9 protein-coding genes are annotated in these 12,508 nt (G+C 71.8%); 4 read left to right on the plus strand and 5 right to left on the minus strand.

Translation table 11 applies throughout. The features are described from left to right. Positions 1-17: 17 nt before the first annotated feature. From I7X39_RS04925 to I7X39_RS04935, 3 genes are all read right to left on the minus strand, one after another. Positions 18-176, minus strand: a complete 159-nt coding sequence (locus tag I7X39_RS04925) for a hypothetical protein (RefSeq protein WP_198109848.1) — start codon at positions 174-176, stop codon at positions 18-20. 88 nt (positions 177-264) lie between these two features. Further along, positions 265-3,207, minus strand: coding sequence for a caspase family protein (locus I7X39_RS04930; RefSeq protein ID WP_198109849.1), 2,943 nt, complete (start codon positions 3,205-3,207; stop codon positions 265-267). Between the two features lie 12 nt (positions 3,208-3,219). Beyond that, the gene (locus I7X39_RS04935) at positions 3,220-7,329 is read right to left on the minus strand and encodes an AAA family ATPase (RefSeq protein ID WP_198109850.1); all 4,110 of its coding nucleotides are present in this window, start codon (positions 7,327-7,329) and stop codon (positions 3,220-3,222) included. Between the two features lie 234 nt (positions 7,330-7,563). On the opposite strand from I7X39_RS04935, the gene I7X39_RS04940 reads away from it, so the two are divergent. From I7X39_RS04940 to I7X39_RS04955, 4 genes are all read left to right on the plus strand, one after another. Beyond that, the gene (locus I7X39_RS04940; RefSeq protein ID WP_198109851.1) at positions 7,564-7,938 is read left to right on the plus strand and encodes a DsrE family protein; all 375 of its coding nucleotides are present in this window, start codon (positions 7,564-7,566) and stop codon (positions 7,936-7,938) included. Positions 7,939-7,950: 12 nt separating this feature from the next. Further along, positions 7,951-8,883 (plus strand): pyridoxamine 5'-phosphate oxidase family protein, encoded by a 933-nt coding sequence (locus I7X39_RS04945; RefSeq protein WP_198109852.1) that lies wholly within the window; start codon positions 7,951-7,953, stop codon positions 8,881-8,883. Next, positions 8,880-9,815 (plus strand): PDR/VanB family oxidoreductase, encoded by a 936-nt coding sequence (locus tag I7X39_RS04950; RefSeq protein ID WP_198109853.1) that lies wholly within the window; start codon positions 8,880-8,882, stop codon positions 9,813-9,815. Before I7X39_RS04945 ends, I7X39_RS04950 begins: the two co-directional genes overlap by 4 nt. 243 nt (positions 9,816-10,058) lie before the next feature. Continuing rightward, positions 10,059-10,979, plus strand: coding sequence for a LysR substrate-binding domain-containing protein (locus tag I7X39_RS04955; protein WP_198109854.1), 921 nt, complete (start codon positions 10,059-10,061; stop codon positions 10,977-10,979). Positions 10,980-11,007: 28 nt separating this feature from the next. Here the strand turns inward: I7X39_RS04955 and I7X39_RS04960 are convergent, their stop codons facing one another. Further along, positions 11,008-11,217 carry a hypothetical protein gene (locus I7X39_RS04960; RefSeq protein ID WP_198109855.1) on the minus strand — a complete coding sequence of 70 codons (210 nt, stop codon included), beginning with the start codon at positions 11,215-11,217 and terminating at the stop codon, positions 11,008-11,010. 307 nt (positions 11,218-11,524) lie between these two features. Beyond that, positions 11,525-12,490: a hypothetical protein gene (locus tag I7X39_RS04965; RefSeq protein WP_198109856.1), complete on the minus strand. Its 966-nt coding sequence runs from the start codon at positions 12,488-12,490 to the stop codon at positions 11,525-11,527. Between the last annotated feature and the right edge of the window lie 18 nt (positions 12,491-12,508).

Consider the following 12,508-nt stretch of genomic DNA (forward strand, 5'->3'; position numbering starts at 1 on the left):
CCGCGCCCGTCATGCGCTCAACTCCCGCCGGTCTTGCCGCGCACCACGTCCGTGCCGCCGCGGCCATCGTCCTCATCGGGCGCCACGGCCTTGGCCTTGCTCGGCTTCGGCGCGGCCGCGGTCTTCGCGGCCGGCTTCGGGGCGGTCTTCTTCGCGGCGGACTTGGAGGTGGCCATGGGTGCGGCTCCGGGCTGGGGGTGCGGACAGCGTAGGAAGCCGCCGACCGGCCAGCAATGGCGGTCTACCCGCAGCCAGATCTGCCGCTCAACGGCGGTAGAGCGTGAGCGGCAGCAGATCGCCGTAGCTGCGGCAGACCGGCGTCTGCGGCTTGGTGCCGGCCTGCGCGCTGGCCAGCGGCACCAGGGTCTCGATGCCATGCATCAGCCCGAGCAGGGTCAGCGCGCGCTGGCCGGGCGGGCCGGGGGCGTAGAAGCGCGTGTCGGCCAGGGTGTCGAGCAGCGCCCCGGTGAACAGGCCCTGGCGCGTCAGCGGGTTCTCGCGTGCGATCTCGTCGCCGCGTGCCGCACTCAGCAGGGTCAGGCCGCGCTCGTTGAGGGCGTGCAGGCGCTGGCCCAGTTCCTCCGGGCTGAGGCTGGCGATCACGTCGTCCCCCGCCAGGGCCGCGTGGCAGGTGTCGATCACCAGCACCACCTCGGCGGCCACCGAGGTCACCAGGCGGCCGAGCTCCAGCAGCGACAGGCCGCTGCGGTCCATGCTGGCGGGCTCCACGTCGTGGGTGAAGAAGTAGAGGTCCTGCTCGCCGGCGAAGCGCGCGCCATGCCCGGCCAGGAAGACCATCAGCACGTCGCGCGGTGCGCCGGCCTGGGCGCTGGCGCGCAGGGGCGCGCACAGGCGCTCCAGCGCCGCCAGCACCGCGGCACGGGTGGCCGCCACATCGGTCAGCAGCTCGCCCTGTACGGCGCTGAAGGCCGGGTTGTGCAGCGGGCCCGCCGCCTGGCCGCGGCGGCGCGCCAGGGCCTTGAACACGGCAATCGCATCCCGATGCGCGTAGCGCAGGTTCTTGAAGCCCTGCGCCTGCGGCGTGCCGGCCACCGCCATCTGCGACACGCCCACGCACAGCAGGTGCAGGCGACCCGGCGCTGGCAGGTCCGGGGCGGCGGCCGGGGCGCTCGCCAGCGCCGGGCCGTCCACCCGGCAGATCAGCGGCACGGCCTTGGCGTCCGCGGTCTCGGCGCAGAGCTTGAAGACATTGCGCCCCGGGCGCAGCGGCAGGCGCACTTCAAACTGCTGCTCGCGCTGGCGGCCGCGCCGGCGCGGCCAGGCGGCGTCGCTGCGCTTGAGTTCCCAGGCAAAGCGCTCGTTGGCCACCACCCATACGCGCTCCAGCGGCGCGCCCGCGCCGAGCTGCTGCACGCTGAAGCGCAACGTCACGCGCCCGCCTTCCACCGCCACGCCGCCGCGGCTCAGCTCCAGCAGCGGCGGCAGCATCTGTGCCAGCGCCAGCTGCGGAATGGCCACGCCGGCACGCCGTGCGCGTTCCTCGCTGCCATGGCGCACGATGGCGGCGATCAGGTCCGGCCGGTAGAAGGCCTTGAAGCGGTCGGCCGGCACAAACAGCGCCTCCTGCTCGCGCCCGCGGTCGATGCAATAGCCGGCGCGCTGCGCGCCGCGCGGGCTGGCGTCGTAGAAGCCGCTGCGGCTCCACAGCAGCCACTCGTCGTCCGCGCCCACGTAGAGGGACAGATCGGCCGGAAAGGTGGCTGCGTCCACGGCCTTCTCGGCCAGGGCGTCCAGGGCCGCCATGGCGTCGTCCAGATGGCCGAGCTGGATCACCGGCGAGAGCTCGCCCGCCACCAGCCATTTCTCCGAGGCGTAGTCGTCCGGGTCCACGTCGCTGGCGCGGGTGGTGGAAAGGCTGCGGCTGCGCAGGTCAAAGCATTGCTGGCGCTGCGGGTGCTGGGGCGGCAGCAGGCGCGGCGGCAGCACGCCGAAGCGCAGCTGCTCGTCGGCATCGATGCCGGGGGCGAAGCAATTGCGCCCGCTGCCCCGCAGCGCCCAGCGCCGCACCGGGAAGCGGCATTCGGTGCTCCAGGCATGCAGGGCCTGGTTGTCCCCGCCGCTGCTCAAGGCCAGGCCCGCGCCGGCCCAGGCCAGCGCGCGCACCGAATCGTCATGGCCGAAGTAGCTGCTGCACAGCGTGAGCGCATCGCCCGCCACCGCATAGGCATTGACCTGCACGCTCTGCAGGCCCAGGCCCTCTTCCTCGGGCATGGGCGGGCCGTTGAAGTAGGCCGCGCTGCCGGGCCGGGCCGGCGGCAGGTCGGCCCCGAACACGGCCACGCCGTCGACGGGCGGCCGCGCCCCGTCCACCTGCAGGCCCACCAGCAGGCCCGTGCCCATCGCGTCAAAGGCCAGCGCCGCGGGCAGCGATTCGGTCAGCGTGCGCGGCAGGGCCTGGCCATCGTGGCGGTAGCTCAGCAGCTGGCCCAGGCGGCCGTCGCGGCGCGGGCTGCCGTAGCCGGCCACCACCGCGTGGCGTGCGCTGCAGGCCAGGGTGCGCACCTGCAGGCCCACCGGGGTGTGGACTTGCCGCTGCACCTGCAGGCCGGCCCGGCGGTCCCAAGCCAGCCAGACCAGCGCCCCCGGGCTGCGCCGTGCCTGCGCGGCCAGCAGCCAGCCGCCGCCCGGCACGCTGCGCAGCGCCAGGCGCAGGCCCTCGCCCCCCAGGCCCTGCAGCCGCGCCAGCGGCACCGGCCAGGGGCGGAAGCGCGCCTGCAGCAGCGCGCGCAGGCCCAGCAGCTGCAGCTGCGTGGCCTCGCCCGCACCCGGGTCGCAGGCCAGCAGCAGCTGGCGGCCGTCCGCGCTGAAGGCGAGGTCCTGCACAAAGCCCGGCCAGGTGCTGGCCGCCTGCAGATTGCCGGTGGCCAGCTCGTAGACCTGCAGCTCGGAGCGGGCCGGCGCGGCGGCGCCCAGCGTGTCGCGCCAGCGGTTCAGCGTCAGCACCACCACCCAGCGGCCATCGGGGCTGAGCGCAAAGCGCAGCAGGTGCCCGGGTTCCATCCCCATCCAGGGGGCGAACCAGCGGTGCAGGGGCTGGCGAGTGGCGAGGTCCCAGACGCGCAGCTCCTGGGCATCGGCGCTCAGCAGGTGCTTGCCGTCGGGGCTGACGGCGAGCTGGTGCACCGGGCCCAGGTGGCCCTGGATGTCGAGCTGGAAGCGGGCTTGGAACGGGGCGGGCTTGGGCACGGCGGCGAAAGCTCAGGCGGCCGAGCCGGCGCCGATGGCCTGGTGATCCGGCAGCGCCAGGAAGGCCTGGCGCGCGGCCCCTTCGGGCAGCGCGGCAGCGCGCTGGGCCAGCAGCGCCTGGGCGTGCGCGCGCAGCGCGGCATGGCGTGGGTCGGCCCCCGTCGCCAGGGTGCGCAGTGCGCAGGCAAAGAGCTCCATGGGCAGGAAGCCGGCATCGGCGGCCAGCAGGTGCTGCACCAGGTCCAGCGGCGTGGCCAGCGCGGCCAGGGCCGCGGCGGGCTGCCGGCGCGCCAGGGCCAATTCGGAGCGCAGGGCCTGCAGGCGCAGGCCCAGCATCGGGTCGTCGTCGGGCCGCAGCTGCCGCGCGGCGGCGGCCAGGTCGGCCTCGGCCGCCGTGTCGTCCCCGCGGCGCAGGGCAGTGGCGGCCCGGTTCAGCCGCACGCTGGTGGCCAACGGGCGCATGTCCAGCGCCTCGGCACGGGTCAGCGCCTGCGCGTACCAGTCGGCGGCCGACGCCGAGTCGCCCCGCGCGGCCGCCAGCAGGCCCAGGTTCTCCAGCAGGATGGCCTCGTTGCGCTCGGCGCCGGCGCGGCGCAGCAGCGCCAGCGCACGCTCGGCGCCAGCCTGGGCGGCATCCAGCTGGCCCAGTTCGCGCTGGGCCTCGGCGCCATTGAGCATCGCCATGCCCTGCTGCGCGGGCTCGCGCAGCGCGCCGTACAGCGCCGCGGCCTGCTCGGCGTGGGCGCCGGCGGCCACAAAGTCGCCGGCCATCAGCTCGGCATTGCTCATGTTCGTCAGCAGCATGGCCTCGCCGGCGCGGTCGCCAATGCGCAGCGCCTGCGCGCGCGCGGCGGCATAAAAGGCCAGCGCCTTGGCCGGCTGGCCCTGGGCCTTGGCCACCACACCCAGATTGCTCAGCACATCGACCTGGCGGCGCACGTCGCCCGCGCGCTCGATCAGGGCCAAGGCCTGCTGCAGCAGCGCCGTGGCCTGGGTGAATTCGCCGAGCTGCCAGTGCACCACGCCGAGCAGGGCCAGGCTGTTGTAGTGCCCGGCGGCGTAGGCGCCGGCCTCGGCCAGCTGCTGGGCCTGGGCCAGCAGGGGGCGGGCCTCGGCGGCATGGCCGGCATAGAACAGGGCACGGGCCTGCAGCAGCAGCGCGTCCACCTGCAGCGGCAGCGGCAGCTCGTCCGGGGCAGCGGGCAGCTCCGGCAGGCTGGCCTGGCGGCGCGCCTGCGCGTAATCGCCCAGGTCCAGCGCCAGCCGGGCGCGGCGCAGCGCGATCTGCGCCCACACACCGGCACACTGCGCGGCGCTGCCCTCCAGCCGCTCAGCCAGCGCCTGCAGCTGGTCGAGCGTCTCGGCGCGGGCGTCGTGGCGGCCCTGCACGTCCAGCAGGGCCTCGCTGTGCAGCAGCAGCGCCAGGCGCTCGTCCACCGCCTCGGCGGGCAACCAGGCCAGTGCCTGCGCAAAGCAGCGCAGCGCGTCCTCGTTGGCGAAGCGGGCCGCCGCCTCTTCGCCGGCCAGCTTGAGATAGCGGCAGGCCGGGCCGCGCAGCTCGGCCCGGCAGAAGTGCTGGGCCAGCAGCGCCGCGCTGCCACTGGCCGTGGCCTCCAGAAAGCTCGCGTACTCGCCGTGCAGCGCATGGCGCGCCGCCAGGGCCATGCTTTCGTAGGCGGCCTCCTGGGTGATCAGGTGGCGGAACAGGTAGCTGAGCCGCGCCTCGTCGGGCGCCTGCGGCGTGAAGCCCTGCTGCTCCAGCGCCTGCAGATCGGCCTCGACCTGGGCCGGCTCGCCCATGCCGGCGTGGTAGGACTGCACGTCCGCCGCGGGGAACAAGCGGCCGATCACGCTGGCGACCTTGAGCACCCGCTGCTGCGGCAGCGGCAGGCGGTCGATGCGGCTGAGCACCAGGCTGTGCAGGCTGCCCGGCAGGGCCAGCTGCGCGGCGCTGGCGGGGTCGAAGGGGTCGAGGCCGCGGTCGTGCAGGTCGTGCAGCAGCTCCTCGGCAAAGAAGGGGTTGCCCTGGGCGCGCGCGGCAATGCCGGCCAGCAGCGCCGGCGGCACCGTGGCCAGCCGGGCCGGGAACAGCGCCGCCAGGCGCGCGCGCAGCACCTGCTCGATCTCCTGGGCGCTCAGGCTCCCGAGCGTGCGGCGCTCGGCATGGTGCAGCTCCTCCAAGCGCTCCAACAGGCCCTGCAGCACCGGCGCGGGCTCGGGCCGGTGGGTCAGCAGCAGCAGCAGCGGCCCGGTGGCACTCAGGCTGGCCAGCTGCAGCAGCAGATCGGCCGAGAGCGGGTCGATGGCGTGCACGTCCTCCAGCACCAGCAGCAGCGCGGCGTCGTCCTCCTCGGCCTCACGCAGCAACTGGCCCAGGCATTGCTGCAGCAAGGCCTCCAGCGCGGCCTTGCGGTCCTTCGGCAGCAGGGCGGCGGTGAAGGGGGTGTCGGGCCAGTCGATGCCCAGCAGGCCACCCAGCAGGGGCCAGGCCTCGGCCTGCGCGGCCGCACAGGCCTGCAGCCGCGCCTCCAGCGCGCGCCGCTGCCGCCGCGCCGGCCAGCTCGGGTCAAGGTCCAGCAGCGCCTGCCAGATCGGCTGCCAGACCCGGTAGGGCGTGGGCACGTCTTCCTGGCGGCAGGCACCACCGCAGGCGATGAACTGCTGGCGCTGCGCCATGCCAAGGGCCTCGACGACCAGCCGCGACTTGCCGATGCCGGGCTCGCCGCTGAAGCACAGCACCTGCCCCTGCCCCTGGCGCGCGATGCCGAGCTTGCGCGTCAGCAGCGCCAGCTCCGCCGCGCGCCCGGCCATCAGCTGCGCCTGCACCCGCTCCTGCAGCCGGATCGGTGCCTGGGTGGCCAGGCCCAGCACCGCAAACACCGGCATGGGCTCGGCCTTGCCCTTGAGCGGCACGGGCGGCCGGGCTTCGAGCCGGAACTCCTGGCCCAGCTGCTGGCGCAGCCGCCCGGAGATCAGCAGCTCGCCGGGCTGGGCCAGCGCCATCAGCCGCGCCGCGGCATTGACTTCATCGCCCAGGGCTCCGAAGGACTGGCGCGTGGGGCCGCCATAGCCGCCCACCCGCAGCGTGCCGCAGGAAAGCCCGATCTGCACCGCATGCGGCGTGCCGCCCAAGGCCTCGCGCAGGGCCAGCGCGGCGCGCACCGCCCGCGCTGCATCGTCTTCATGCACCTGGGCGGCGCCGAAGTTGGCGTACAGGTAGCTGCCCTTGTCGCCCACGCTGAGCTCCAGCACCGTGCCGCCCTGCTGCTCGACGGCGCGGCGGATCTGCGCCACCAGCGCGTCCAGGGCGGCCAGCGCGCCCGGGTCGCGGTCGTAGTCAATCCCCTCGAAGCGCAGGAACAGCGCGGTGGCCGGGCGCAGATCGCTCAGGAACAGGTCCTGCCCGCCCAGTTCGCGCGCGAACACGAAGGGCTGTACCCAGGGGCGCAGCAGCGCCAGCGGCAACTCAGGCAGGGGCCGCGGCGCGCTGGGCGCCGGCGCGGGGTTCGGTGTCCAGCCGGGCTCGAGCAGGAAGAAGCGCTCGCCGCTGGGCGCCTCGCGCGGCGCGCCCTTGGGCAGGCCGAGCTGCACGGCGCTGGCCTGAGCGAGCAGCACCTCGCCGGTCTGGGCCAGGTTCTCGGCGGTGGCGGCGCGCACCACCGTGGCGCCCACCAGCACGTCGAGCCACTGCGGCGGCTGGCTGTCGCGCCCCACCACCCAGCGCCGCGCCGCGCCGCTGGCCATGCCGACCCGGAGTGACAGGCCCCCAAAGCCGGCCATGGCCCGCTGCATGCCCAGCGCCGCCACCGCGGCGCGCGCGCTGGCGGCGCCCTGCGCGGCATCGAACCAGCAGGTGATGGCATCGCCGGCAAAGGCGATGACGCTGCCCTGCTGCGCCTCGACCTCGGCAATCAGCGCCGCGTAGACGGCATTGATCTGCTCCGACAGCGCCTCGATCCCCAGGCGCTCGCCGCTGCGCTGGCTGAGCCGCTCCGTCAGCGCCGTGAAGCCGGCGATGTCCGCGATCAGCGCCGTGCCCTGCACGCGCTCCGGCAAGCTGCCCTCGGGCCCTTCGGCCAGCGCCAGTCGACGATCCTGGGACAGGTAGCTGAGCAGGGGCATGCGAGTGCAGGGGCGCAGGCCAGACGGGCGTCAGGGGCCGGCGCGAACTGCAGCGGCCGGGCTTGGGGGACGGTAGCACGGCAGCCCCGCGCGCTTTGCCCGGGTCATTCTTCCGCTGCGCGCAAGAGCCCATTACCGCCCAAGTGATTTTTCAAAAGGGCCCCGATTCCTAGAGTTCGTTCCCAGCCCAACACGGCTGCCAACCCCACCCAAAACGAACGCAAAGGAAACCCCATGAAAGCCGCCATCATCATCCTGTCCGACCCCAAGCACGGTGGCGAAGACGCCCTGGGCCGCATGTTCAACGGCCTGGCCGCTGCCTACGACTTCAAGCAGCGCGACATCCCGGTGTCGATCTACTTCCAAGGCGCCGGCACCCGCTGGCCCGGCGTGGTGGGCCAGCCCAGCCACCCGGTGCACGCGCTCTTCAAGGCCGTGGAGACGGAGATCGCCGGCGTGTCCTGCGGCTGCGCGGATGTCTTCGGTGCCCGTGAAGACGCCGTCAAGAGCGGCTTTGACCTGATCACCGACAACAGCGTGCCCGGCACCTCGGGCCTGCCCAGCCTGGGCAAGCTGGTGGCCGACGGCTTCACCGTCTTCACCTTCTAAGCCGAGCCCGCCATGGCCTTTGCCTTTCATGAGGGTGAGCGTGCCGTGCAGGCGCGCGCCGGCGAGTCGGCGGTCGCGCTGCGCAATGCGTCGGTGATCACCGACACGGTGATCGCCGGTGCGCGCCCCTTCATCGAAAAGCAGGCCATGACGGCGGTGGCAGCGCGCGCGGCGGACGGCGCGCTCTGGGCCTCGCTGTGGTTCGGCGCCCCGGGCTTTCTGAAGAGCCCGGAGGGCCGCCACATTGAGGTCCACACCCCCGCCGCACAGCGCGACCCCAGCGACCCGGTGTGGGCGCAGCTTCACCCCGAGGCGCCGCTGGGCATGCTGTTCATCGAGCTCAGCACGCGCCGCCGCTACCGCGTCAATGGCCATGTGCACGCACTGCAAGCCGAGCAGATGGTGCTGGCCATTGACGAGGCCTACCCCAACTGCCCCAAATACATCCAGCGCCGCCACCTGCGCGCGCTGGGCGAGGTTCAGAACCTTGAGAACCCGCGCATCAGCCGCGGCACCGAACTGAATGCCGAGGGCCTGGCCGTGCTGGCCCAGGCCGACACCCTCTTCATCGCCAGCGGTGCGCCTGCTGGGCATCTGGACGCCTCGCACCGCGGCGGCCCGGCCGGCTTCGTGCAGGCCCTCAGCGCCACCCGCCTGCGCGTGCCGGACTACGGCGGCAACAGCCTGTTCAACACCCTGGGCAACCTGGCGCTGGACCCTTCCTGCGGCCTGGTGCTGCCGGACTTTGCGGCGGGGCGCCTGCTGCACCTGAGCGGCCGCGCCGAACTGCTGTGGGACCAGCCCGATCCGCAGGGCCTCAGCGGCGGCACCGGCCGCTTCTGGGAGTTCGAGGTGCGCGAGTGGCTGCTGCGCGAACTGCCCACCGCCATGGAGTGGGAGTACCTGGACGCCTCGCCCTTCCTCCCCACCCCCGTCTCCGCATGAAACTCCTCATCCAGGCCACCGTGGCCCACGGCGCCGACGTGCGCGAACTGCGCCTGCGCCACCCCGACGGCCAGCCCCTGGCGGCCTGGCCCGCCGGCGCCCACCTCAAACTGCACCTGCCGCAGGCCGATGGCACCACGCTGGAGCGCCACTATTCGCTGGTCGGCAGCCCGGGCGCCACGCAGGAGTATCGCATCGCGGTGCTGAAGGACCCCCAATCGCGCGGCGGCTCGCGCCAGGTGCATGAGCAGCTGGCGGCCGGGCAGGTGCTGGAGGTCGAAGGCCCGTTCGACAGCTTCCCGCTGCGGGCCAATGCCGGCCGCACCGTGCTGGTGGCAGGCGGCATCGGCATCACACCCCTGCACGCCATGGCCCATGCCCTCAACGCCCAGGGGCGCGACTTCGAGTTGCACTACCTGGCCCGCAGCGAAGACCGCCTGGTGCTGCTGGACGAGCTGCGCGCCCTGCCGCATGCACAGATCCACCTGCACCTGGGCCGCACGCCGCCCGACCTGGCGGGGCTGTTGGGTTCGTTCCAGGCCGGCACCAGCCTGCACGCCTGCGGCCCGGTGCCGCTGCTCAACGCATTGCGCGAGCAGGCCGCCGCCCTGGGCTGGCCGGCCTCAGCCGTGCACTTCGAAAGCTTTGGCGCCCGCGTGGACGCGCAGGACCGCCCGATCCGCCTGCACCTGGCGCAGTCCGGCCTCAGCCTGGACGTGCCGGTGGGGGTGAGCCTGTTGGACGCCCTGATCCAGGCCGACCAGTTCGTCGCCTTCGACTGCAAGCGCGGCGAATGCGGCCAGTGCTGGACCCCGGTGCTCGACGGCGAGCCCGTGCACCGCGACGTCTGCCTGACCCCCGCCCAGCGCGCCGGTGGCCTGTGCACCTGCGTGGGCTGGGCCCGCAGTGCCGAACTGACCCTGGATCTTTGAACCTGGAAACGGCAGTTGGACGCGGTCGAGTGCGCCGTGATGCGGTGCGCTGGCAAGGCGCGACAACGCAGCGGGCTCGTGCCCGCAAGGCGGAGCAACGCGGCCAGCGTGCCGCAGCGCGGTGCAATCGGCCGTGTAGCGCTCTCACCCAGTAGGTGAACTTGTACGTGGGCACTTTTCGCTTCTCCATCAGGACCTTGCTTGCGGCGGCAAGCGGTCAACTGCCGTTTTCAGGTTGAAAGCATGACCCGTGCCCTGAGCGTCGACCGCCTGCACCTGATGACGGTCTACGTGGCGGTGGTGGACGCCAACGGCCTGGCCGGCGCCGCCCGCAAGCTCAACATCTCGCCGCCGGCCGTCACCCGCGCCATTGCCGAGCTGGAACGACAGCTCGGCGTGCGCCTGCTCACCCGCACCACCCGCGTGGTGCGGGTGACCGACGCGGGCGCGCGCTACGTGGAGGACTGCCGGCGCATCCTGGCCTCGCTGAGCGAGGCCGACGCCGCCGTCAACGGCCTGCACCGGGAGCCGCAAGGGCGGCTCACGCTCACCGCCCCCGTACTGCTGGGGGCGCAATTCATCACCGGCATCGTCAACGAGTACCTGCAGCGCTACCCGCAGGTCAGCGCCACCTGCCTGTTTCTGGACCGTGTGGTCAACCTGATGGACGAGGGCGTGGACGTGGCGGTGCGCATTGGCGAGCTGCCCGATTCCACGCTGCAGGCCGTGCGCGTGGGCCAGGTGCGGCGGGTGATCTGCGCCTCGCCCGAGTACCTGGCCCGCCACGGCACACCGCAAGGGCCCGAGGACTTGCCCCAGCACTGCGTGGTGGCGGCCGCGGGCAGCCAGGCGAGCGTGGAGTGGAAGCTCTTCAAGGACGGCCAGGCGCACAGCGTGCGCCTGAGCCCCCGCCTGCTGACCACCACCAACGAAACCGCCCTGTCCACCGCGCTCAGCGGCCTGGGCCTGACCCGGCTGCTGAGCTACCAGGTGCGCGAGCACCTGCAAAGCGGCCGCCTGGTAGAGGTGCTGGCCGACCACGCCCCGCCCCCCCTGCCGCTGCACCTGGTGCACCGCGAGGGCCGCTACGCCTCCAGCAAGGCGCGCGCGTTTCTGGATCTGGCGATCGAGCGGCTGCGGGCGGAGCCGGCGCTGGCGGCGTGAGGGCAGCAGCAGCAGACGCTGCAGCCGGTCAGTGCCGGCCAGGATGGGATAGCGCGCCCCGTTCGTGCTGTTCGAGCAAGGGCAGCGGCAGGTTGGGCGGAACCCGCGCAAACCGCAGAACAGCCAACGGCGCCTGCAGGTAGAGCCAGGCGCTGAACCCCTGCACGTGGGCTTCGACTTCTCGGAACAGGGCTTCGTCAGCAGGCGAGCCGATGGGCGAGATCCAGTCGTTGACCATCGGGGTCTCCATGACGATCAGGCGGCCCTTGACCAGAAAGTACGCCTCGAAATCATCGGTGAGCGGGGTTTTCAGTTGTAAGTGGTCAGGTCCATCGGCAACACGCTCAAGCCCGGTGCGATGACAGGTTCAGGCTGGTAGCCGACTTTCACAGGGCTGGGCCAAGTGACCGCTCCGTGGAGCGGTGAAGCCGGTGGTAGCTCTCTGGGTCGTGCTCTGCGTGCGATCCAGAAGGGACCACTGCACTTTCACTCAGTCCAGCCAGCGTTGGAACTCAATTCGTGTTCCGACTTGAGCCGTGTAACGGTCAGGAGGCTGTGCGTCCCTCTCTGGCTCTCTGCTCCGCTAGACGCCGGTTGCTCTTTGCCATTCTTCTGTCGGCGACGAGCGTGCCGATGCGACCGACCACCTTGTACATGAGATAGCTGACGTACTCCGCCTCGATGTGTTCCTCCTCGGGCATCTCGCCTCTCTGGCGTTCTCGCCAGGAGTCGAAATCGATGACTTCGAAGGATGTGCAGACTAGGGCGCCCTGATCGACTTGTCCCTGAAGGAACTCGCGCAGGGCTTCGGCTGTCTGCAAGCACTCCTCCGTCAATCTGAAGTTTTTGAACCGTCTGACCTGGAAGTCTCGTCGCAGGAGCTGAATCAACTCTGACTCGCCATTCTTAAAGAGCAACTTCACGACGTAGGCGATGTTTCCGCCCACATCTTGACCGTCATGCTTAACGCGCCTTGGGAGCACCACTGCTGTCATGTGATTGCGGAAGAAGAGTTCGATCGGGCTCCAGACCTTCGGGGCCTTTCTGATGACGTACTTGCCCTCGGTAGTGGACAACACCAGCGTTCGCTTCGCGCGCTGGTCTGCGAGTACGGAGTTCATCGCTATCCGCTTGCTGCTTACGGTGTAGTGATCGATTGGCCCGTACTCTTTGTGCCACGTCTCGAAGGGTCGCAATATGAGCGGCGGCCCACCTTGAAAGTCTTCGATTCGGATGAAGTAGCTGTGTCCAACCTTGAGGTAGACGGCGTAGATGGAGACGGCACGGTCCTTGAGGTTCTCAATCACCACCGACGAGACGTACCTGTCGGCGCACTCCGAGCTTTCAGCCACGAGCGCATAGCCCCGTAAGTGCAGTGAGCTTTTCCGCCGGTAGTTCCGCCATGCAATCAACGCCGCTGTTACCGACACGAGCAGTGCGGCTGACGCAATGACCACGGGCGCGGTGACGTGCGCACCTATCGCTGTCCAGATCCGGTTGAACATGATCATTCCCCCCAAGTGCTTCTA

Source organism: Inhella proteolytica (assembly GCF_016093275.1).
In the GTDB taxonomy this organism is placed as follows: Bacteria; Pseudomonadota; Gammaproteobacteria; order Burkholderiales; family Burkholderiaceae_C; genus Inhella; species Inhella proteolytica.

What these genes read in the sequence shown, in the direction of transcription:
- I7X39_RS04925 (WP_198109848.1), bottom strand. Translation starts at nt 176, where the DNA reads ATGGCCACCTCCAAGTCCGCCGCGAAGAAGACCGCCCCGAAGCCGGCC.
- I7X39_RS04935 (WP_198109850.1), bottom strand. Translation starts at nt 7,329, where the DNA reads ATGCCCCTGCTCAGCTACCTGTCCCAGGATCGTCGACTGGCGCTGGCC.
- I7X39_RS04940 (WP_198109851.1), top strand. Translation starts at nt 7,564, where the DNA reads ATGAAAGCCGCCATCATCATCCTGTCCGACCCCAAGCACGGTGGCGAA.
- I7X39_RS04945 (WP_198109852.1), top strand. Translation starts at nt 7,951, where the DNA reads ATGGCCTTTGCCTTTCATGAGGGTGAGCGTGCCGTGCAGGCGCGCGCC.
- I7X39_RS04950 (WP_198109853.1), top strand. Translation starts at nt 8,880, where the DNA reads ATGAAACTCCTCATCCAGGCCACCGTGGCCCACGGCGCCGACGTGCGC.
- I7X39_RS04955 (WP_198109854.1), top strand. Translation starts at nt 10,059, where the DNA reads ATGACCCGTGCCCTGAGCGTCGACCGCCTGCACCTGATGACGGTCTAC.
- I7X39_RS04960 (WP_198109855.1), bottom strand. Translation starts at nt 11,217, where the DNA reads ATGGTCAACGACTGGATCTCGCCCATCGGCTCGCCTGCTGACGAAGCC.
- I7X39_RS04965 (WP_198109856.1), bottom strand. Translation starts at nt 12,490, where the DNA reads ATGATCATGTTCAACCGGATCTGGACAGCGATAGGTGCGCACGTCACC.